This is a genomic window from Actinoalloteichus caeruleus DSM 43889, from assembly GCF_000429185.2.
In the GTDB taxonomy this organism is placed as follows: domain Bacteria; phylum Actinomycetota; class Actinomycetes; order Mycobacteriales; family Pseudonocardiaceae; genus Actinoalloteichus_B; species Actinoalloteichus_B caeruleus.
Genome location: NZ_AUBJ02000001.1, coordinates 1,642,133 through 1,663,128 on the forward strand (window position 1 = coordinate 1,642,133; position 20,996 = coordinate 1,663,128).

Annotated in this window: 19 protein-coding genes; 6 read left to right on the forward strand and 13 right to left on the reverse strand. The window is 72.6% G+C overall.

Annotation, left to right across the window (positions count from 1 at the left end; translation table 11 throughout):
* Nucleotides 1-158: 158 nt before the first annotated feature.
* Nucleotides 159-983 carry a type I methionyl aminopeptidase gene (map, locus tag G443_RS05610; RefSeq protein WP_026420195.1) on the reverse strand — a complete coding sequence of 275 codons (825 nt, stop codon included), beginning with the start codon at nucleotides 981-983 and terminating at the stop codon, nucleotides 159-161.
* 87 nt (nucleotides 984-1,070) lie between these two features.
* Between map and G443_RS05615 the strand changes: the two genes are divergently transcribed.
* On the forward strand, nucleotides 1,071-1,340 hold the full coding sequence (locus G443_RS05615) for a helix-turn-helix transcriptional regulator (RefSeq protein ID WP_026420194.1): 270 nt from the start codon (nucleotides 1,071-1,073) through the stop codon (nucleotides 1,338-1,340).
* 469 nt (nucleotides 1,341-1,809) lie between these two features.
* Here G443_RS05615 and G443_RS05620 read toward each other — a convergent pair whose 3' ends face one another.
* The 6 genes from G443_RS05620 to G443_RS05645 form a co-directional block, all read right to left on the reverse strand.
* Nucleotides 1,810-3,033, reverse strand: a complete 1,224-nt coding sequence (locus G443_RS05620; protein ID WP_026420193.1) for a cytochrome P450 — start codon at nucleotides 3,031-3,033, stop codon at nucleotides 1,810-1,812.
* A 69-nt stretch (nucleotides 3,034-3,102) separates the two neighbouring features.
* Nucleotides 3,103-4,332 (reverse strand): NAD(P)/FAD-dependent oxidoreductase, encoded by a 1,230-nt coding sequence (locus G443_RS05625; protein WP_026420192.1) that lies wholly within the window; start codon nucleotides 4,330-4,332, stop codon nucleotides 3,103-3,105.
* Nucleotides 4,329-4,529: a ferredoxin gene (locus G443_RS05630; protein ID WP_026420191.1), complete on the reverse strand. Its 201-nt coding sequence runs from the start codon at nucleotides 4,527-4,529 to the stop codon at nucleotides 4,329-4,331. The genes G443_RS05625 and G443_RS05630 overlap by 4 nt, the downstream gene beginning before the upstream one ends.
* Nucleotides 4,530-4,570: 41 nt before the next feature.
* A complete protein-coding gene (locus G443_RS05635; RefSeq protein ID WP_026420190.1) occupies nucleotides 4,571-5,224 on the reverse strand; it encodes a TetR/AcrR family transcriptional regulator in 654 nt (217 codons plus the stop codon).
* Complete coding sequence (locus tag G443_RS05640; RefSeq protein WP_051314274.1) at nucleotides 5,218-6,486, reverse strand: cytochrome P450; 1,269 nt, start codon at nucleotides 6,484-6,486, stop codon at nucleotides 5,218-5,220. Before G443_RS05640 ends, G443_RS05635 begins: the two co-directional genes overlap by 7 nt.
* A 399-nt stretch (nucleotides 6,487-6,885) precedes the next feature.
* Nucleotides 6,886-7,575 (reverse strand): TetR/AcrR family transcriptional regulator, encoded by a 690-nt coding sequence (locus G443_RS05645; RefSeq protein WP_030225923.1) that lies wholly within the window; start codon nucleotides 7,573-7,575, stop codon nucleotides 6,886-6,888.
* Nucleotides 7,576-7,782: 207 nt separating this feature from the next.
* On the opposite strand from G443_RS05645, the gene G443_RS05650 reads away from it, so the two are divergent.
* The 4 genes from G443_RS05650 (at nucleotide 7,783) to G443_RS05665 (ending at nucleotide 11,671) form a co-directional block, all read left to right on the forward strand.
* Nucleotides 7,783-9,237, forward strand: a complete 1,455-nt coding sequence (locus tag G443_RS05650; protein WP_026420188.1) for an MFS transporter — start codon at nucleotides 7,783-7,785, stop codon at nucleotides 9,235-9,237.
* A 355-nt stretch (nucleotides 9,238-9,592) separates the two neighbouring features.
* Nucleotides 9,593-10,120, forward strand: a complete 528-nt coding sequence (locus tag G443_RS05655) for a winged helix-turn-helix domain-containing protein (RefSeq protein WP_030107093.1) — start codon at nucleotides 9,593-9,595, stop codon at nucleotides 10,118-10,120.
* Between the two features lie 76 nt (nucleotides 10,121-10,196).
* Nucleotides 10,197-11,279, forward strand: coding sequence for a serine hydrolase domain-containing protein (locus tag G443_RS05660; protein ID WP_081715658.1), 1,083 nt, complete (start codon nucleotides 10,197-10,199; stop codon nucleotides 11,277-11,279).
* Nucleotides 11,279-11,671, forward strand: coding sequence for a hypothetical protein (locus tag G443_RS05665; RefSeq protein WP_026420186.1), 393 nt, complete (start codon nucleotides 11,279-11,281; stop codon nucleotides 11,669-11,671). The genes G443_RS05660 and G443_RS05665 overlap by 1 nt, the downstream gene beginning before the upstream one ends.
* Nucleotides 11,672-11,846: 175 nt before the next feature.
* Here G443_RS05665 and G443_RS05670 read toward each other — a convergent pair whose 3' ends face one another.
* On the reverse strand, nucleotides 11,847-12,515 hold the full coding sequence (locus G443_RS05670; protein ID WP_026420185.1) for a response regulator transcription factor: 669 nt from the start codon (nucleotides 12,513-12,515) through the stop codon (nucleotides 11,847-11,849).
* Between the two features lie 734 nt (nucleotides 12,516-13,249).
* On the opposite strand from G443_RS05670, the gene G443_RS05675 reads away from it, so the two are divergent.
* The gene (locus tag G443_RS05675; protein WP_155886244.1) at nucleotides 13,250-14,107 is read left to right on the forward strand and encodes a DUF4097 family beta strand repeat-containing protein; all 858 of its coding nucleotides are present in this window, start codon (nucleotides 13,250-13,252) and stop codon (nucleotides 14,105-14,107) included.
* A 166-nt stretch (nucleotides 14,108-14,273) separates the two neighbouring features.
* Here G443_RS05675 and G443_RS05680 read toward each other — a convergent pair whose 3' ends face one another.
* From G443_RS05680 to G443_RS05700, 5 genes are all read right to left on the reverse strand, one after another.
* Entirely contained in the window at nucleotides 14,274-15,680 is a 1,407-nt protein-coding gene (locus G443_RS05680; protein WP_245588928.1) for a sensor histidine kinase, read from the reverse strand.
* Nucleotides 15,677-18,229 carry an FtsX-like permease family protein gene (locus G443_RS05685; protein ID WP_035292876.1) on the reverse strand — a complete coding sequence of 851 codons (2,553 nt, stop codon included), beginning with the start codon at nucleotides 18,227-18,229 and terminating at the stop codon, nucleotides 15,677-15,679. The genes G443_RS05680 and G443_RS05685 overlap by 4 nt, the downstream gene beginning before the upstream one ends.
* Before the next feature lies 1 nt (nucleotide 18,230).
* Nucleotides 18,231-18,974, reverse strand: coding sequence for an ABC transporter ATP-binding protein (locus tag G443_RS05690; RefSeq protein ID WP_030107101.1), 744 nt, complete (start codon nucleotides 18,972-18,974; stop codon nucleotides 18,231-18,233).
* Nucleotides 18,975-19,190: 216 nt separating this feature from the next.
* Entirely contained in the window at nucleotides 19,191-19,979 is a 789-nt protein-coding gene (locus G443_RS05695; RefSeq protein ID WP_016697019.1) for an ABC transporter permease, read from the reverse strand.
* Nucleotides 19,976-20,908, reverse strand: coding sequence for an ABC transporter ATP-binding protein (locus G443_RS05700; protein ID WP_026065685.1), 933 nt, complete (start codon nucleotides 20,906-20,908; stop codon nucleotides 19,976-19,978). Before G443_RS05700 ends, G443_RS05695 begins: the two co-directional genes overlap by 4 nt.
* Between the last annotated feature and the right edge of the window lie 88 nt (nucleotides 20,909-20,996).

Below are 20,996 nucleotides of genomic sequence, written 5' to 3' on the forward strand. Positions count from 1 at the left end.
CACGCGGATCCGCCCCCCTCGGGGCGCTTCGGGTCGAGTGGGTGCCGCCGCCGGGCGGCGCGTGGTCCGCACGCCAGCCCCGAGGGATCGCGCCCATCCGGCCACCGGGTGCGCCTGGCGCGGGCGGCGGGTCGGAGGAGCCGCCCGCGTCGGACCGGTCAGGCGTCCTTCGCGCCGGGAGGCCCGCCGGAACCGCCGGCCGTCGCGGCGGCCTCGGGTTCGCGCCGGGTGAGCACCCGGGGGCCATCCTCGGTGATCGCGACGGTGTGCTCGGAGTGGGCCGTGCGTGAGCCGTCCGCCGAGCGGATCGTCCAGCCGTCCGGGTCGTACACGATCCGGTCGGTCGTCCGCGCGAACCAGGGCTCCAGCGCGAGGGTGAGCCCGGGGCGGAGCGTCAGGCCACGACCGGCCCGCCCCTCGTTGGGGACGTGGAGGTCCTCGTGCATGGTCCGGCCGATGCCGTGCCCACCGAACTCGGTGTTCACCGGGTAGCCGTAGTCGCGGGCCACCTCTCCGATCGCCGCCGAGATGTCCCCAAGGCGGTTGCCGGGGTGCGCCACCGCGATCGCCGCCTCCAGTGCCTCCTCGGTGGCGCGGATGATCCGCAGGTCCTCCTCGGCTGGCGTGCCCACGATGACGGTGCGTGCCGAGTCGGCCGCCCAGCCGTCGATGCTGACCGCGAGGTCAGCGCTGAGGACGTCCCCGTCCCGCAGCGTGTAGTCGTGGGGGAGTCCGTGCAGGACGGCGTCGTTGACCGACAGGCAGATGACGTTGCGGAACGGTCCTCGACCGAAGGACGGGGTGTAGTCCCAGTAGCAGGACTCGGCTCCGCACCGCGCGATCATGCCGCGCGCGTGGTGTTCAAGGTCCATCAGGTTGACGCCCACGTCGGCGAGACGGCCGACCTCGGTGAGCACCTCGGCGACGAAACGCCCGGTCACGTGCATGCGGTCGATCTCCGCAGGCGTCTTCAGTTCGATCACGAGCACCTCGCGTCACAGGTAGTGGTATTACTATACCCGCCACCCTAGCACTTGACGGTATACTAATACCAACCCTAGGCTGGGAACATGGTCCGCCACCCGCTCACCCCCGAACAGATCGAAGCCGGCAGGCGCCTCGGAGCCCTGCTGCGGCAGGCGCGAGCGGAGCGGGACCTGACGGACGTCGCGCGCGCGGCCGGCATCTCACCGGAGACCCTGCGCAAGATCGAGACCGGCCGGCTGCCCTCCCCGGGATTCGGCACGATCATCTGCCTCGCCGAGGCGCTGGACCTCTCCGTGGAGCGGTTGGCAGCCACCTGGCGCGGCAGCGGCCTGCCCCTGGGAGCCGTGTCCTAGCCGTTCCCCCCGCGCACCGGACCCCGCCGACACCGAGGGCGAGAAGCCGGTGTCCGACCGCGCGGCGGTCCAGGATCGAGAAGGGGAACCAGCGGCGCACCGGGTGCGACGTGCTGGCTGGCTGACAGCCACCGGGCCGAACGTTCCGGTGAGCGAACCGTCGACGCGTGGGACGGCTCGCTCGACACGCGGGGCTCCCGCGAGGGCGGCTCGGCGGAGCGGCGGGAGCAGGACGAACGGTCCCGGCCCACTCCGCACCGCGTGCCGGGACCGACCTGCCACCGGTGGGTGGCCGTCGGCGGAGCTCCCCGTACGCCTCCCCCGGTGGTCGGCCAGGCACGGCACCTCGGCGGGGAGGCGCCGCCCCCGGCCGCCCCGAGGCGGTTCCCGGCCGGACCAGGGCCGGGCCCGGGCGCGCCCTCCCGGCGGGTGCCGGCCACGGGGCGACCGCCGGTGACGCACCCGGTGCCTACCAGGTCACCGGGAGCTCGTAGACGCCGTAGACGAAGCCGTCGTGCTTGAAGGGGATGGTCTCGAACTCGGTGGCGAGGCGGAGCTCGGGGAGCCTGCGGTACAGCGTGCGGTAGACGACCTCGAGTTCGAGCCTGGCCAGGGGCTGGCCGAGGCACTGGTGCACCCCGAAGCCGAACGCCACGTGGTGCCGGGCCTCCCGGGTGATGTCGAGCTCGTCGGGGTCGTCGAACGCCCGTGGGTCCCGGTTGGCCACGTCGTTCGGCAGGATCAGCCCCTCCCCCGCCCGCACCGGGCACCCCGCGACCTCCATGTCCTCCACCGCGACGCGGCGCCGCCCGCCGTGGGTGATGTTGAGGTACCGGAGCAGTTCCTCGACCGCCCGCGTCGCCACGGTCGGATCGTCGGAGTCGCGGAGCAGCGCGAGCTGGTCGGGGTTGCGCAGCAGCAGGAGCGTGCTCAGCGCGATCATGTTCGCCGTCGTCTCGTGCCCGGCGATGAGCAGGAGCACGGCCATCTCGGTGGCCTCACGCATGGTGAGGTCCCCGGCCGCCACCCGCCGGGCCAGCCGGGACAGCAGGTCGGCGCCGCCGGGTTCCCCCAGCTTCTCCCCGACGAGTCCCCCCAGGTAGCGGGCCAGTTCCCCGGAGGCCTCCGCCCGCTGCTCCGGAGTGGACTTCCGGTGCACCATCGTCCTGCTGTTCCGCTGGAAGAAGTCGTGGTCGGCGTAGGGCACGTCCAGCAGGTCGCAGATGACCAGGGAGGGCACCGGGAGCGCGAACGCCTCGACGAGGTCGACGGGGCGGGGGCCGGCGAGCAGGCCGTCCACCGCCTCGTCGACGATGCGCTGCACGGCGGGCCGCATCGCGGCGACGTTCTTCACGGTGAAGGCCGACCCGACCATCCGCCGCAGCCGCGCGTGCTCGGGATCATCCATGCCGATGAAGCTGAGACTGGCCCGGCCCGGGGCCGACCGGGGGTAGGTGGGGTGGGTCATGTCTGCGCTGACCCGCCGGTCGGACAGGACGGCGCGTTGGTCGGCGAACCGCGTGACCAACCACGGGGTGGTGCCGTCCCAGAGCCGAACCCGGGCCAGGGGCGTCTCCTCGCGGAGTCGCTCCAGCCGCGGGGGCGGGTCGAACGGGCAGCCCTCCGCGCGGGACATCGGGTAGTCGGGCGCGTCGGCCGGCGGGTGGTTGGCGGGGTCCAGGGTGCTCGTCATCGAATTCCTTCCGTGGCGGGCTCCCCGCCTTCCCGGCGGCGGGGGTGTCGGTGGGGCCGGCGGCGCGGGCTAGGCGGACGTGGGGGCGACGGCGGGTTGGCCGGTGTCCACCGCGGTCGGCGCGGTACGCGCTGGTGGTGGCCCGAGGAGGCGTTGCCGCAGTCGCCTGGCCTGTTTGGGCATGTTCCAGCCGAGGACGCCCACGGGCCGGCCCTCCCGCCGGTAGACGGCCACGAACCCGCGGGACCCCAGTTCGCCGTCCTCGACGGTGACCTCGGCGTCGCGGGGCGGCAGGCCGTGGACCTGGAGCCTGGCGTCGAACTGGTCGGTCCAGAAGTAGGGCACGGGGGTGTACGGGCGGTCGGCACCCAGGATGTTCTGGGCGACCACCCCGGCCTGTTCGGTGGCGTTCGTGCGGTTCTCGAGTCGCATGCCGACGCCCAGGCCCTCGTGGAACCAGTGGGCGACGTCGCCGACGGCGTAGACCCCGTCGGCCGCCCGGCACCGGGAGTCGCAGCGCACTCCGCCGGTCAGGTCGAGCCCGCTGCCCGCCAGCCAGTCGGTGTTGGGCACCGATCCGAGGGCCACCAGGACGACCTCGGCCGGGATCTCCTCGCCGCCCTCCAGGGCCACCCCGGTGATCCGCCCCTCCCGGGCGACGAGCCCGGTCACGGCCCGGCCCAACCGGAGCCGCACCCCGTTGTCGGCGTGGGTCCGGCGCAGCAGGCCGGCCACCAGCGGGCCCAGCTGCGCCTCCAGTGGCGCCGCCTGGGGCCCGGTGAGGGTGACGTCGTGCCCGGCGGCGCGGGCGGTCGCGGCGACCTCCGCCCCCAGCACGCCGTCCCCCACCACGACCAGCCGGGTCCCGGGTCGGAGGTCCTCGCGCAGCGCCAGGCAGTCGTCGAGGGTGCGCAGCACGTGGACGCCGGCGAGACCGTCCTGCCCCGGGAACGTCCTCGGTCGGACCCCGGTGGCGAGCACCACGACGTCCGAGCGCAGCAGCCGTCCCGACGCGGTCCGCACCACCCGCTTGCCCGCGTCGAGGGAGACCGCCGGGTCGCCGAGGACCACCCGGACGTCCAAGGCGTCCAGAGCGTCCTCCTGGCGGAGCCGCACCCGGTCCGGTGCCCAGGCCCCGGCGAGGACCTGTTTGGACAGCGGAGGCCGGTCGTAGGGCGGGTGGGTCTCCGCTCCGAGGAGGGTGACCCCGTCGGTGTACCCCCGGCGGCGCAGGGCCTCGACCGTCGCGAGCCCGGCGGCGGACGCACCGACGACGAGCACCTCCGCCGGGGTGTTCACGGAGCTGTCCGCAGGGTGATCGCGGCGGCGGGGCAGACGTCGGCGGCCTCGCGGACGGCGTCGTGCAGCTCGGCCGGCGGTTCCGCGTTCAGCAGGACGACGACGCCGTCCTCGTCGCGCTGGTCGAACACGTCGGGGGCCGCCAGCACGCACGATCCCGCCCCGCAGCACTTGTCCTCGTCGACGGACACCTTCATCGTTCTCGCTCCTTCGTCCTTCGTGGTGGTGGGTGGTCTCCTCAGCCGGTGGCCGAGGTGACGGGTGCGTACCAGAGCCCGACGATGGCGTCGACGAGCGCGGCCGCGGCGCCGTCCCAGGTGGCCTTCGGGGTCGGCCTGCCGTCGGCGAGGGCCGCCTCCCGTTCGGCGCACAGGTGGGACAGGAGGGTGCGGGCCATCACCCCGCGTTCGAGGTGGACCGGTAGTGGCAGGGTGGGCAGGCAGCGGTTGAAGCCCTCCACGATGCGACGCAGGGCCTCCGTGGTGAGCGCGTCCTCCATGATGATCCTGCGCAACGCGGGGTCGGTCAGCGCCTGGGCGCTGAAACGCGCGTACCAGGAGGGAGTGCCGAGCCGGTCCAGGTGGTCGGTGAACGGCCACACCAGGCACGCCACCCAGTCGCGCGCGTCGTGGCTGCCCTCGATGCGGGCGAGCATCCGCTCCCTGGTCGCCTCGATGGCACGGGAGTGCCTGCCGATGATGGCCCGCACCAGCTCGGTCCTGCTCCCGAAGTGGTACCCGACGGCGAAGTTGTTGCCCTGGCCGGCCGCCTCACCCACCTGCCGGTTGGAGACGGCGGAGATCCCGCGTTCGGCGAAGAGCCGCTCGGCCGTGGTCAGGATCAGCTCCCGGGTGTCCTCCGCGCGTCGGGTCCCGTGTCCCGTGGTCACCATCGAACCGGTAGTTCCTGGAGCCCGCCGACCACCAGCCCCTCCACCCGCGCCAGGTCCTCGGGGGCGACGGCGAGCTCGAGCGTGGGGAGGCGGCGCAGCAGCACGGAGAGCACGGCCTGGAGTTCGGTGCGGGCGAGGGACTGCCCGAGGCAGGAGTGGCCGCCCGCTCCGAAGGCGAGGTGCGTGTTGGGGCTGCGGGTGAGGTCCAGCTGGTGGGCGTCGGGGAAGACCCGCTCGTCGCGGTTGGCGGCGCTGAGGTTGCAGACGACGGTGGTGCCCCTGGGCACGAGGGTGCCGCCGACCTCGGCGTCCTCGGTGATGTAGCGGGGGATCCCGAAGCCGCCGTTGGCGTCCATGCGCAGGAGCTCCTCCACGGCGGTCCGCACGAGGGACGGGTCGGCGACCAGCGCCTCCCAGCGTCCCCGGTCCACGAGCAGCATGCCCACCATCTTGCCGATCATGTTCGACGTCGTCTCGTGGCCGGCGACCAGCAAGCCCTGCGCCGTCGCCAGCAGCGCCTCGTCCGGCATGACGTGCCCGTGGGTCTCCGCGGTGGCGATCAGCTCGCTGATCAGGTCCTCCCCCAGGTTCTCCCGGGTGGTCGCGATGTGGCCGACCATGTAGGCGCGGAACTCGGCCTGCGCCGCGTCGATCTCGTCCTGCTCGTAGCGGGTCAGGCTCAGCAGGGTGTTGGACCAGTAGGCGAAGCGGTCCCGGTCGGCCTCCGGCACGCCGAGCATGTCGCAGATGACCCAGACCGGCAGCGGGAAACCGACCATCGACCTGAGATCGGCGGGAGCGCCGTGCTCCAGCATGGCATCGACCAGGCGGTCGGTCATGGCCTCGATCCCCGGGCGGAGCTGGGTCATGCGCTTGGCGGTGAACCACTTGCCGACGAGCCGCCGCCACTGCTGATGGGTCTCCTCGGGCATGGCGCTGGCGAGTGCGCCGTTGAAGACCCCGCCGGACTCGTTCGCCGCGATGCGGGCGGCGTCGGGGGCGTTGAGGTGGCGGGTGAACCGGGGGTCGGAGAGCACCTGCCTGACGTCGTCGTACCGGGTCAGCAGGGAGGCCGTGTCGCCGCTCGGCAGGGTGACCGGGGCGACCGGGCACCGCCCTCGCAGTTCGGTCCACTCCGTCGGTGGTTCCAACGCGGCCGGGGCCGGGATGGGGTAGTCCAGCTTCTGGTCGGCGTCGCCGAGTGCCACCGCGTCCTCCTGGGTGTCGATGTCCTCCGGTCCAGCTAAACGAAATCCCCCCATTGAGTCAAGCGACTGACTTACGACTTCTGGAGGTGATCACCATGACACAGGGTGACGGCAGCACCGCGGACAGGTCCAGTCCCCCGAGCCGAACGGTCCAGCCCCGCGGCGACCGGATCGCCCGGACCACTACGCCCCGAGGGGGTGACCGGGCACCACCATCCCCTTCGGACCTCGGTCGAACGCGGGCACGCCGACACCACCACGGGGGACGGCTTCCACGGGCTGAGCCTCCTGAGCACCACCCGGATCGGGGCCCGCGCGGGGAAGCAGCTCAACCAGGGACGCGGGCCGCGCCGCCGGGTGTCGGGACCTCGCGGGAGCACCCCGGCCACCACCGCCCACCCGTCCCAGCCGGACGTGGAGGACCGGTGCCGGGCGGGCACCCGAGGGCCGCGATCACAGCCCCGGCGGCCTCGGCCGGGAGCGCTCACCCGCGTGGGGCGCCGTCCACAGCCCGACGATGGCGTCGACGAGACCGGTGGCGGCTCCGTCCCACCCGGCACGAGGGGTGACCTCTCCTTCGGCCAGCGCCCGCTCGCGTTCCGCGCAGACGTGGAGGATGAGGTGTCGGACCATGTCCGCGCGGTCCGCCCGCACGTCGGGCGGGACCTCCGGGAGGCAGGACGACAGCTGGTCGAGCACCTCGCGCAGCGAGGGCGAGGCCAGGGACTCCTCCGCGAGGACGGGGCGGAAGGCGGGATCGGTCATCACCTGCGCGGCGAACCGGGCGAACCAGGTCGGCCCGTCCAACGAGGACAGATGGGAGGTGACCGGACGCACCAGGCAGTCCACCCAGTCGCGGACCTCCCGCGAACCCCGCACGGCCGAGACGCACGCCACCCGCAGCTCCTCGATGGCCTCGGTGTGCCGGCGGGCGATGGCGCGGACCAGGTCGGCCTTGGTGCCGAAGTGGTAGCCAACCGCCGCGTTGTTGCCCTGTCCCGCCGCCGCGCTGATCTGGCGGTTGGACACCGCGTACAGGCCCTCCTCGGCGAACAGCCGTTCCGCCGTGGCGAGGATCTGACGTCGCGTGACCTCGGCCTGCGCCGCCCTCGGTCGCCTGTCGACATCCGCCACCACGGTCACCACCCTACAGGCAGCTCACGGGGTGTTCGGACCCTCGATCTTCGGTTCCCCACCCCGTGCCCGACCACCACTCCGACGATCCGATCCGACATCGTGACCTCCCTGGTCTCCGCCCGGTGACGCCCCAGTGAATCCGGCGGGACTAGGCTAAGTCAAGCAACTGATTTAACATCGGTTCGCTCCCCTCTTCCCGACGGAGGCTCCGCCATGTCCACCGCACCCGTCCGCTCCGCCGACCCGACGGACCGACCACCGGCGAACACCGTGGTGGCCGTGCTCGCCTTCTCGGGCATCGTCGTGTCGCTCATGCAGACGGTCGTGATCCCGCTCGTCCCGCAGTTGCCCAACCTCCTGGGAGCTCCCGCGGCCGACACGGCCTGGGCGATCACCGCGACCCTGCTCGCCGCCGCCGTCGCGACGCCGACCATGGGCCGTCTCGGTGACATGTACGGCAAACGGCGGATGCTGCTGATCAGCCTGGCGCTCCTGGTCGCGGGCTCGGTGGTGTGCGCGCTCAGCGACAGCCTGTCGCCGATGATCGCGGGACGTGTCCTCCAGGGGTTGGCCTCCGGGGTCATCCCGCTGGGCATCAGCATCATGCGCGACGAACTGCCCGCCGAGCGGCTCGGCTCGGCCACCGCGCTGATGAGCGCCTCCCTCGGCGTGGGTGGCGCGCTGGGCCTCCCCGCCGCGGCCCTGCTCGCCGAGCAGTTCGACTGGCACGTCCTGTTCTGGACGGCGGCCGGCCTGGGGGCGTTCGCGCTGGTCCTGGTGCTGGCACTGGTCCCAGAGTCCTCGGTGCGCTCGGGCGGCCGCTTCGACCTCGTCGGCGCGCTTGGCCTCTCGGCGGCGCTGGTCTGCCTGCTCCTGGCCATCTCCAAGGGAGCGGACTGGGGCTGGGGCAGCGGAACCACCACGGGCCTGCTCGCCGCCACCGCCGCCCTGCTGGCCGCCTGGGGCTGGTGGGAGCTGCGGACCCCCGGCCCCCTGGTGGACCTGCGCACCAGCGCGCGTCCACCGGTGTTGATGACCAACCTGGCCTCGGTCGTGTTCGGCTTCTCGATGTTCGCGATGTCGCTGGTGCTGCCGCAGTTGCTGCAACTGCCCACCGGTACCGGTTACGGACTGGGCCAGTCGATGGTGGCGGTCGGCCTGGTCATGGCGCCCTCGGGGCTGGTCATGATGGCGATGGCACCGGTGTCGGCCCGGATCTCCCGGACCAGGGGGCCGAAGACGACCCTGATCGTCGGGGCACTCGTCGTGGCGACCGGCTACGCGCTGAACCTGCTGCTGATGACGGAGATCTGGCACCTCGTGCTGGTGTCGAGCGTCATCGGCGCCGGCGTCGGCCTGGCCTACGGCGCGATGCCCTCGCTGGTGATGGCGGCGGTTCCCGTGACGGCGACGGCGGCCGCGAACAGCCTGAACACGCTGATGCGCTCGATCGGCACCTCGGTGTCCAGCGCGGTGGCGGGGGTGGCGCTCGCCCGGATGACGATCTCGTTCGGGTCCGACACCCTGCCGTCGCAGGACGCGTTCCGGTTGGTGATCGCGATCGGGGCGGGTGCGGCCCTCACGGCCGCCGCCGTCGCGGCCCTGATCCCCGGCCGCCGACCCACCCCGGCCACCGACCGGCCGGCCCCAGTCGCAGCCCGAGGCTGAGGGACCACCTCCCCGTCACCCATCCCCTGGTGCGCCCGGAGGCCGTCGCTGATCGCCCGGCCTCCGGCTTCGCCGCTGGCACGCGGACTTCCCGGGTCCCGCTGGCACCCCACACCGGACATGGCACCGGGCCGCACCCCTTCCTGGGGTGCCCGCCCTCGGAACGTGACCGCCGACCAGCACGGGGAAGTACGTACTTGTTGAACATGGAGATCCCCACCTCGCCCGGGGATCGGCGCCGATCAAGCCCGCCCACCACCAGGTACACCGAAACCAGCGCCCCTGGCCATCGTCAGCCCCCTCCCATGACACCCACCAGTTGCAAAAAGTACGGACTTACGTAATACTCGTGGCCATGACGGACGAATCCGGGTCCACCGAGGAGCGCCTCGCGGCCCTGGAGGAGAGGGTGCGAGCCCTCGAAGCCCGCTGGGCCGAGGACGCCACCTCGGCACCTGAGGCAGCGGACCTCGCCGAACGGTTCTGGGTGCTGCGGGGCCTGCGCCAACGGATGCCCGCCGACGCCGGAGGGCTGGTCTACGCGGGCGTCCTCCGGGACGCCGCCACTCCGGTGGAGTGGCAGTACGGGCACTCCTCCGAGGAGCTGTTGGCACTGGAGAGCCCGGACGCGGAGTCCACAGCGGACCGCCTCGCCGCGCTGGGCTCACCGGTCCGGCTGCGCCTGCTCCGCGAGGTGCTCAACGGCGTCACCAGCGCGGCGGAGCTGGCATCGCTGGACTCGATGGGCACCAAGGGGCAGGTCTACCACCACGTCCGCATCCTGACCGCCGCCGGCTGGTTGCGGTCGGTGGGCCGAGGCGCGCTGGAGGTTCCGCCCGCCAGGGTCATCCCGCTGCTGCTCGCCCTCGCGGCGGCGCGCTGACGACGCGTTCCCGCCGCCGACGCCGTCCACACCCAGGTTCCACGACATCCGCGCACCGACACCAGGGGGAACAGCCATGCCTTCGTTACCGCTACCCGCCCGCTCCTCGACCGTGGTCGCGCTGGTCACCACCGCCGCGCTGAGCATCGGGATCCACACCGCGCCAGGCCCGTCCCAGTTGCCCGAGGACGCGCACGGCGGGCGAGAGCTCACCGACCTCGTGCTGGAGATCGCCGGCGAGGACCACCGGGCGCTCGCCGCCGCCGTCGTGACACCGGAAGGCCGCCACACGACCGTCATCGGCACCGACCACGACTCCCGTTTCGAGGCCGGTTCCATCACCAAGGGCATCACCGGCCTGCTGTTGGCCGACGCGATCGACCGGGGCGAGGTCACGGCGGACACCCGCGTCGGGACGCTGCTCGACCAGCTCGAGGGCACCCCGGCCGGGGAGGCGACCCTGGCGGAACTGGCCACCCACACCTCCGGACTGCCACCGCAGATCCCCTCCCGCCGCCAGTACCTGCTGAACCTGTGGGCGAGTTGGACCGGATCGTTCCCCTACCCGTCGAGCACCGAGGACCGGCTCGCCGAGGTCGCCGAGCTCGCGGCGGACTCCGAACCCGGCACCTACTCCAACGTGGCGTTCGAGGTCCTGGGAGCCGCGCTGGGCGAGGTCGCCGGCCAGGACTACCCGGAGCTCGCGCGGGACCGGGTCCTCGACCCGGTCGGCCTGGCCGACGCGCACATCCCGACCAGCCCGGCCGAACTGGACCGGCGGGACCTCCTCGGGGAGGACGCGTCCGGTCGGACCGTCGCCGCCTGGGCGGGCGAGTCGATGGCACCCGCGGGTGGCCTGCGGATCCACGCCGACGACCTGGCCGTCCTGCTGTCGGCGTTGCTGGACGGGACCGCACCGGGCATGGACGCCCTCGAACCCCGTGGTGAGCTGGGGCCCGACCGGATCGGCTGGGCGTGGATCACCACCGAGACCGAGGACGGACGGCAGGTGGTGTGGCACAACGGCCACACGTCCGGGTTCGCCGCGTTCCTCGGGGTCGACCGGGAGGCGGGGACCGGGGTGGCCCTGGTGTCCGCGACCGGGCAGTGGGTCGACGCGGCAGGCTGGGAACTGCTGGCGAGGTCGGGAGAACTCTGATGGAGGCACCCCTGCTGGGCGCGGTCCCCGCCCTCGTGGCCCTCGTGTTCATCGGGGTGCTCCTCACCAGGGCGTGGGGTCGCGGGAAGGCCGCGGCCAGGGACAGGTACGCCCTGGTGAGCGGAACGGTGGACGCCGTCGTGATCGCCTCGGTGGCGCGGGTGCTCGTCGCACCCCACGGCATGACGTCCTGGGGGTGGGCGATCAGCTGGGGCTGGGTCGCTGCCTGCGGCGCGATCGGCGTCGGGGTCGCGGGCGCCTGCCTGCGCTGGCGGTCCTTGCCCTGGGACGCGCCCACCAGGGCGGACCGCGCTCCCCGCCCCCGCCTGCGCGGAGTGCTCAGTGGCGCCTACGTGGCGGCGGGCGCGGCACTCGTCGTGCTCGTCAGCTAGTCGGCGTCATTCGGCCCACGGACCGGGCGCGCGCTCGCTCACCGGTCCGCCCCGCCGTCGCACGCCACCGCGTCCACCCCGGCGGCGCATCCGCTCCAGGCGCATCGGGTAGTCGACTCGCCCCCGATGGCTCCGCGCCCGCTGAGGTGAGGGAAACCCCGGTCGACCGCCTCGGTCAGGCGTCCCGCAGGTAGGTCAGCACCGCCAGCACCCTGCGGTGACCGTCGTCCGCGTTGAGCCCGAGCTTGTGGAAGATGTTGCCCACGTGCTTGGCGACGCCGGCCTCGCTGATGTGGAGTTGCCGCGAGATCATGTTGTTGGTGCCGCCCCGGGCCATCAGCCCGAGCACCTCGAGTTCCCGGGCCGTCAGCGCGGCGAGCGACTGCTGCTTCCGGCGGTCGGACATCATCTGCCTGACGACCTCGGGGTCGATCACCATCCCGCCGCCGGCGACGCGGCTGATCGCCTCGGCGAACTCCCCGACCTCCCCGATCCGGTCCTTGAGCAGGTAGCCGAGGCCGGCGGTGCTGGTCCTGGTGCCGCCGAACAGTTCGACGGTATAGGCGGTGGCGACGTACTGGGAGAGCACCAGGACGGCCAGATCCGGATGGTCACGCCGCAGCCTGACGGCGGCGCGGAGTCCCTCGTCGGAGTAGCCGGGGGGCATCCGCACGTCGGTGATGACCAGGTCGGGCCGGTGTTCGTCGACCGCGGCCACCAGCCCCTCGACGTTCTCCACGGCGGCCACCACCTCATGATCGAGGCGGGTCAACAGTCCGGTCAGCCCCTCCCTGATCAGGAGTGAGTCCTCCGCGAGGACGATTCGGACGGGACGACTGGACATCGGTGCTCCACCGTGGACGCTCGGGACGAGGGGTACGGATGATCACGCACAGTATGCCCGTCAGCTACGTTCACCCTTGTGTCGGATCCCGCGTCCAGGTGAGCCAGCTGCTGGTTCGCCGTCGTCGTGAGTCCACCTCATCGCAGGAGCGGTCGGCACGGCACCACCCACGTCCTCGGGTACCGGTCCTCGGCCGTCGCGGGCGCCGGCCACCAGATCCGGGACCGCCGGTGCGTCGGACTTCCCCCGCCCAACCTGATCGTCGGCCGCGGTGATCCTCGGACCAGGAATGTCCTCCCGGTCCGATCCGAGTCCGAGATCGCACACGTTGGCGTACTGCCAGTCGGCCGCGGTCGTGGTCGTGAAGCGATTCCTCGTGCTCGGCACGACCGCGCCCTGGGCGCGTTGGCGACATCGAGCCGCGGGCGGCGAGCGGCTATCGCCGCCCTGACCGGTCCCGGTCCGCCCGCTCCTGTCGGCTGGTCCCGACTGGAAGGCACCTGACCTGCCGGTACTCCACGCTCATCCGCTCCTGCCCGAGTGGCGGCGGACCGCTCGCGGGAATGGCGCCGTCGACGCGGTAGAGGATGTGGGACAGCCGTGACTACAGCAGGCTATACCCGCGATTCGGGGTTTTCCCGGATTCCTCGGCGGTGGGTGCGACGCTAGTTTGATTCCCTGTCCCCCGAAACGCGGAAGGGGGAAAGGAAATCGGGCGGAGAAAGGGAGAAGGAATGGGCCACAAGGCGGCTCCGCCAGTGATGGCCATCGCGCTCGTGGCGGCGGCTGCCGTCTCGGCCGGCTGTTCGCCCACGACGAACCAGGAGACGCTGACATCCAGCCACGAGTTCCCGCTCACCGGCGAGCGCCTCATCGTCGAGGTGGTCGGCAGTGCGGTCGAGCTTCGCGAGTCCGATGTGGACTCGGTGAGCTTCGACCAGTACCTCGGTGGTGCCGCGGCCAGCGAGGGCAACGCCAGCTGGACGGTGGAGCGCGACAGCCTCCTGGTGGAGACCACCTGCACCGGTTTCACCCCCGGCTGTTCGGGCCGCTACGCCATCACCGTGCCCGTGGGCACCGCCATCGAGCTGACGGGGCGGGGCCGGAGCGTCACCGTGACCGGCCTGACCGGCCCGGTCACGGCCAGTCTCGACAACGGCACAATCGACGTTTCCGACACCTCGGGCGACCTGGACCTCGCGGCCCGCTCCGGGCACATCAGGACGGACAACACCTCGGGTTCCCTCCGGGCGAGCATCACCACCAACCACATGGAGATCCGGAACGCGAGGGGGCCGCTGGACCTGAGCAGCGAGTCAGGCAACCTCGTCGTGCGGGGCATCAGGTCACCGGAGGTCACGACCAACACCCGGAGCGGGGACGCGAGGCTGGTGTTCGCCGAGGCGCCCCGGCGGGTGAGGGCCACCTCGGCGGGAAGTGGCGACGTGCACGTGGCACTGCCATCGGGGCAGGAGACCTACCAGGTCGTCACCGAGGCCCGGCGGCTGGAGTCGGACGTGGATCACGACCCCGCGAGCGACCGGCTGATCTCCGTGGCCGGAAGCACCGTTCGCCTGACTCGGGACGCGTGACCCGGCCCGGGTCGACCGGGTCCACCCGGGGCGCCGACGAGGTCCGCGAAGCACGATGCCGCCACGGGCCCCAGCCGCGGTCCAGCGGGGTGCCGGGCGCGGGAGCCTGCCCGGAGGGGCACCGCGCTGCCCGGTTCCGGGTCACGGCACCGAGCCCGGGTGGTGGTCAGCTCGCACCGGCGGCGTCGCCGGTGCGGGGCGGCGGGCAGGGGATGGTGACCGTGAGGGTGGTCGGTCCCCCGGTCGGGCTGGTGACCTCCAGCCGACCGTCGACGACCGCGACCCGGTCCTGGAGCCCCACGAGCCCGGTTCCCAGTCGGGTCGCGGACGCTCCTCCCACCCCGTCGTCGGTGACGGTGACGGTGAGCGTTCCCCGGTGCAGCCGACCGGTCACCTCAGCCCGCTCCGCCCGGCTGTGCTTGACGACGTTGGTGAGGGCCTCCCGCACCACGAAGTAGGCGGTCGCCTCGATCGAGGGCGGCAGCCGACGTCCCAGTTCGACATCGACGGTGACCGGGACCGGGCACCGTTGCGCGAGGTCCTCGACCGCGGCCCCGAGGCCGAGATCGGTGAGCACCCTGGGGTGGATTCCCCGGACCAGTTCACGCAGTTCGGTGAGCGCCGCCCTGGCCTGGTCGTGGGCCTCGTCGACGAGGCGGACGCCGCGCTCGTCCCCGGTCCTGGCCATCTCCAGCCTGGCCATGCCCAGGCTCATCATCAACGCGACCAGGCGTTCCTGCGCGCCGTCGTGGAGGTCCCGCTCGATGCGCCTGCGTTCGGCCTCGAACGCGTCCGCCAGTCGCATCCGCGAGGTGCGCAGCTCCCGGACCCTGGCCCCCAGTTCCTCCTCGGTGGGGGACAGCAGCAGTCGGGTCAGGGCCGCCTGCCCGAGGGCGATCGCCGAGGCCAGGTACAGCGACACCGGGGTCAGCACGAGGCCCAGCGCGGCCCAGCCCAGCGCCCCGGAGGCGGGGTCGTCGACGCCGAGGACGACGAGCAGGACGGTCAGGCCGAACCCGCCAGCGAGCAGGATGAGCCCCACCGCGTTGACGACGGCGAGCGGGAAGGCGACGACGAGGGCGTAGGCGAGCTCCCGCCACGTCGCTCGTTCCCGCAGCCGGCAGGTCAGCCACGGCCGGAGTCCCGACTCCGCCGGGGGGCGGTGCGCCGTCCGCAGGGGCAGGGAGTGGGAGTCCTCCACCAGTCGGAGCCGGTACCGCTCCACCACCGCCATCGGGATGCCCAGCAGCATTCCCCCGACCAGCAGGGGCACGCCGACCGCGACGGGAGCGAGGAGCAGGCCGAAGAACAGCGACACCGCGAACAGCACCAGCAGAACGGGCCCGCAGGCCGCTCCGACGGCGAGGTAGGCCAGTGAGCGCAGCGGCCACCAGGAGAACAGGAAGCGCAGCGGGTTACCGGTCAGCGCGGCGGCGAGGCTGGCGGGACGCCGGGAGGCGCGACGCCCCGGGTGGGCTGACGCCTCCCCGGTGCCCTGGCCACCGCCGGCACCCCCCGGGGTGCCCGGTTCCACGTCCGCCTCCGCCGGTACCTCGGTGGGCCTCGCGTTCACGGTCCCGCCCCCGCTCGTCCACGTCCGAGCAACGCGACCGGCAGCAGGCTCGCCGGCAGCGCCACCAGCAGGCAGGCCCCCGCCACCACGCCCAGGTCGCCCCACGGGATCGCGAGGTGCGCGGCGTCGACCGTCCTGGCCAGGGCGAGGTACACGCCGGTCCAGCTGACCGCCGCCGCGAGCACTCCCAGCAGCGCTCCGGTGAGGACCACCCCGACGGCCTCCCAGCTCATCATGCGGACCAGCTGGGCGCGGGTGGCCCCCGAGTCGCGCAGCAGGGCGAGTTCCGGGATCCGCCCGCCGGCCGACATCAGCAGCGTGTTGGCGATGGCGATGCTGGTGTAGAGCACGGCCATTCCGATGAGGACGAACGCGAACACCCGGCTCTCCTGGGCGTTGTCCACTTCCCGTTCCCACAACCAGCGCGCGCCCGGCGTGGCGACGGCTCCGACGGGGGCGAGGGCGTCGTTCAGCTCGGTCAGGGGGTCGTCGTCGGCCGGGGTGCGGTCGAGGGTGAGGTACAGCTCGGCGGTCATCGGGTCGCGGGAGTGCTGGGCGACCAGCTCGGGGGTGACCAGGATCTCGGGGAGGTCGACCGAGTTCCGCAGCACGGCGGCGATCCGCAGTTCCCGCACCCGGCCGTCACCGAAGTGCACCGGGACGACCTGCCCGTGTTCCCACCCGGTGTCGTCGAGGACTGGTTGGGAGACGACGACGCTCTCCCCGTCAAGGGTCGCCGGGTCCCCCTCGGTGACGTCGAGCCGGTAGGTGTGCCGCACCGCCGTGGGGTCGACGCCGCCGATGGTGGTCGCCCGGGCGTAGGTGGCGGTGGGCACCCAGCCCCGGGTGCGGGTCACCGAGGCGAGCCCGACGACCTCGGGCGCGGCGCGGGCCACCTCGGCGGCTTCCGGTGGCAGGCCCGTCGCGGTGGTCGAGTGGACGATCACGTCGGCGGCGAGGTTGCGTTCGCTGTCCCGGGCGGTGGTGGCGCTGGTGATGCTGGTGGCCCCGAAAACCGTTCCGGCCAGTGCGACGGTGACGATCACCGGTGCCGTGGTCGAGGCCGTGCGGCGCATCCCGGTGCGCAGGTTGCGCGACGCCAGGAATCCGCTGGACCTGCTGAGCGAGGCGAAGGGGGTCACGACGATCGCCGCGAGGGCGGGCACGAACAGCGGTGCGAGGCTGACCAGGGTCAGGACGAGGAACACCGCCAGCAGGAAGGAGAAGACCACCACCCCGTCGGCGGCCGCGGTGGGCATCGTCGACGCGATCAGCGCGCTCAGTGCCGCGCACACCCCGGTGGTGATCCAACGGCCGCGGGTCATGCGGCTGTCGTCGAGCTGGCCGAGTCTCGGAGGTTCGGTGGGCGAGATGCCACTGCCCCGCCGGGACGCCCCGACGACACCGGCCAACGCGACGAGGAGCCCGAGGACGAACGCGAGGGCCAGCGGACCGGGTGCTGTGGGCGCGTGGAACCCCGGCGGGGCGGCCCCGGCGTCGACGAGCAGCGCGGCGACCTGGCCGGCGGCCGCCGCTCCGAGGAACACCCCGACGGCGGAGGCCAGCACGCCGAGGATCAGCGCCTCCCCGACGAGCATCACCCGGAGCTGCCGGGCGGTGGCCCCCAACGCTCTTAGCAGGGAGAGCTCCCCGGTGCGTTGGGACACCGCGAACCCGAAGGTCCCGGCCACCACGAAGGTGGACACGAACAGCGCGATGACGGCCATCATCGCCAGCAGCGCGGTGATGTCCTGGGTGCCCTGCTGGTAGATCTCGTCCTGGGCGACGCCGCCCTTGGCCGGCCCGTGCAGCACGCGGAGCCCCTCGTCGGCGAACTCCTGGCGGATCGTCTCGGCGAGCCGGGCGGGGTCCTCCTCCGAGAACACCCCGAGGGCCACGGGGAGCTGTCCGTCGGGGACGAGCGACGCGGCGGTGGCGTCGTCGAGGAGGACCGTGGCCTCCCCGGGTATCCCGGTGCCACCGGGTGGTTCGGCCACGCCGACCACCTCGACGTCCTGGCGGCCGGTGGGGGCGGAGATCCGGAGCGTGGACCCGACGGTGATGCCGTCGGCGTCGGCCAACGACCGGCTCACCACGGCCTGCGCGGGTGCCACCGGTTCCTCTCCCTCCACCACGGTGAAGGGGGTCAGAGGAGCGTTGGACCAGGGTGCGCCGACCAGGTCCCGGAAGGGGGTGTCCGCGTCGTCCTCGGAGATCAGGCCGAGCGCGAAGGAGCCGTCGGCGACGACGTCGGTGACCCCGGGGGTGGTGCGGAGCCGGTCCGCGACCTCCGGGTCAACGCCCCGTTCCTCCCGTGCCGTGGGGTGCACGGTGCGATCGCCGACCTGGACCGGCACCTCCTGGTCGGCGCGGACGACCACGGCGGCGGCATCGTAACGACCGATCCCACCGAGCCCGGAACCGCTGGTGGAGGCGGAGAGCAGCTGGCCGGTCGAGGCCAACAGGGCGACTCCCAGGCAGAGCGCGACGAAGGACCCGACGAGCAGTCCTCGCCTGGCCCAGAGCGTGTGCAGCGCGACCCTCAGCATGTCACCCGCCCAACGTCGTCATCTGTTCGGCGACGGCGGCGGCCGAGGGGGCGACCAGTTCGCCGTGGACCTCCCCGTCGGAGAGGAAGACCACGCGGTCCGCCCACGCGGCGGACACGGGGTCGTGGGTGACCATGACCACCGTCCGCGAGTGCCGGTCCGCCGCGTCCCTGAGCAACGCCATCACGTCCCGGCTGGAGTTGGTGTCGAGCGCTCCGGTCGGTTCGTCGGCGAAGAGCACGGACGGTTCGGACACCAGCGCCCGGGCCACCGCGACCCGCTGCTGCTGGCCCCCGGAGAGCTGCGCCGGGCGCGCGGTGGCCCGGTCGGCGAGGCCCACCTGGTCGAGGACGAGTTCCACGTCGGCCCGCAGCGGGCGGCGGCCGGCCAGTCGCATCGGGAGTTCGACGTTCTGGCGGACGGTCAGCGCGGGCAGCAGGTTGTAGGACTGGAAGACGAAGCCGACCCGGTCCCTCCGCAGGCGGGTGATGTCGGGTTCCCCGAGCACGCTGATGGTGGTGCCCGCGAGGACGACCTCGCCCTCGGTTGGCCGTTCCAGGCCGGCGAGGCAGCGCAGCAGGGTGCTCTTGCCCGAACCGGACGGCCCCATCACGGCCGTGAAGGACGCCCGGGGGAAGCTGACGGTGACGCCGCGGAGCGCGGGCACCCTGTTCTCGCCCTTCCCGTACACCTTCCGGAGTCTCGACCCCCACAGGGGGACATCCTCCGTGACCTCCGGCTCCATCTGACCTCCCGCGTAGCACCACGCTGTTCGCGAGATCGAGTCAATCAGCACGGGGCCGGGAACTCACTGGAGTACGCACTCCACTTGCTGGTAGAGAGAACCCGACCACGCCGCCCCGAATCTGGTGGACGGTCGTGGTCGGGTCCTCCTCCCCCAGCCCCCGCTCGGGTGGCGGGCGGCTCCCTCAGCTGGGGCGGAGCGGGCGGGGTTCGGTGGTCACTGCCAGCGGAAGAACTTCGCGGCGACGAGGGAACCGATCAGCGTGGCACCGAGCAGGCTGAGGATGTGGGTCGTTTCCACCGACTGCCCCGCCCAGGCGGCGCCGAGGGCCTCGGCCGCCGCGCCGAAGGGGAGGAACTCGCCGATCGTGGCCATCAGGTCGGGCAGCGCCTCCCGGGAGCCGAACATGCCGCCGGTGGCTCCCATCGCGAAGAAGAGCACGAGCCCGATGGCGACGGAGGAGTTGGCCGTGGGGGCCAGGGCGGCGACGAGCATGCCGACCGCGTACATCGCGAACATGGTCAGGGCGAAGACGCCGAGCGCGACCAGCGGGGAACGGGGCAGGTTGCCGCCGAAGGCCGCGAGGGCGAGCGTGAGTGCCAGGGCGATGCCGATGACGCTCTGGATGACGCTGACCACGGCCTGGGCGACCAGGATCATCATCGGCTTCATCGGCGTCACGGCCAGCCGCCGCAGCACCCCGGACCGGCGGTAGTACGACAGGAAGCTGGGCATGTTCACCACGCCGACGGTCGCGACGACCATCGTGATGACCAGCGGGAGGACGAACACCTCCATGACCGTCAGGCCGTCCGTTCCCGGCAGGACCTGGTTGTCCATGCTGATGCCGTGCATCACCAGGAGCAGCATGGGCAGTCCGATGGGGATGAGCAGGCCCGCGGTGTCCCGCATGACCATCTTCGACTCGGCCAGGACGAGTGCCATCCAGGCGCCGAACCCGGGCGGGCGCGCCGTGATCTCGGGCTGTGTCGTCGGGGTGGTCACCGGGAGTCCTCCGTGGTGGCGTCGTCGTTGAGGGCACGCCCCGTGAGGGCGAGGAAGGCGTCGTCGAGGTTCGGCCGTTCGAGACGCGTCTCGGTGGCGATGATGTTGCCGTGCACGAGGGCGCGGCTGACCGACTGCAACAGGTCGCCGTCACCTCGCACGGTGACCTGACCGCCCTCGACGCGGACCGAGGTGACCTCGGGAAGCCTGTCGAGGACCGCCTGGTCGAAGGGGCCGTTGACCTGGAACCGGACCCGCTGGCCGAGTCCGGCGCCGGAGACCAGGCCGGCCGGGGTGTCGAGGGCGATGATCCGACCGGCGTCGATGATGGCGATCCGGTCGCACAGCCGCTCGATCTCCTCCATGAGGTGGCTGACGAGCAGGACGGTCACCCCGTCGGACCGCAGGTCCTCCACCAGCGCCCAGATGTCCCGGCGGGCCTGCGGGTCGAGACCGGTCGTGAGCTCGTCGAGCAGGGCCACCCTCGGGTTGCCGACGAGGGCCAGGGCGACGGAGAGCCGCTGTTGTTGCCCCCCGGAGAGGTTCTCGAACCGGTGGTCGCGCCGCGACGTCAACCCGACGCGGTCGATGAGCTCGTCGGGGTCGGCGCCGTCGCCGTAGAAGGAGCGGTACAGCCGCACCAGTTCCCGCACGGTGAGCGCGTTGTGGAGGTCGCTGGACTGGAGCTGCACGCCCAGGACCTGGCGGACCCGGTCGCGGTCGCGGTGCGGGTCGAGCCCGAGGACGCGCACCGTTCCCGAGGTCGGCCGGAGCAGACCGGCCACGCACTCGACGGTCGTGCTCTTGCCGGCTCCGTTGCGCCCGAGGATGCCGAAGATCTCCCCCTGCCGCACGGACAGGCTGACGTCGTGCACCGCGACGGTGGATCCGTATCGTTTGTGCAGTTCGTTGACCTCTATCGCTTGCAAGAACGCTTCTCCTGTCGGCTGGTGGATTCCCTCGTCCGGGGGATACCGCTGACGCTATTGCGCGGGCGGGTTCCCCCGCGCGTGCCAG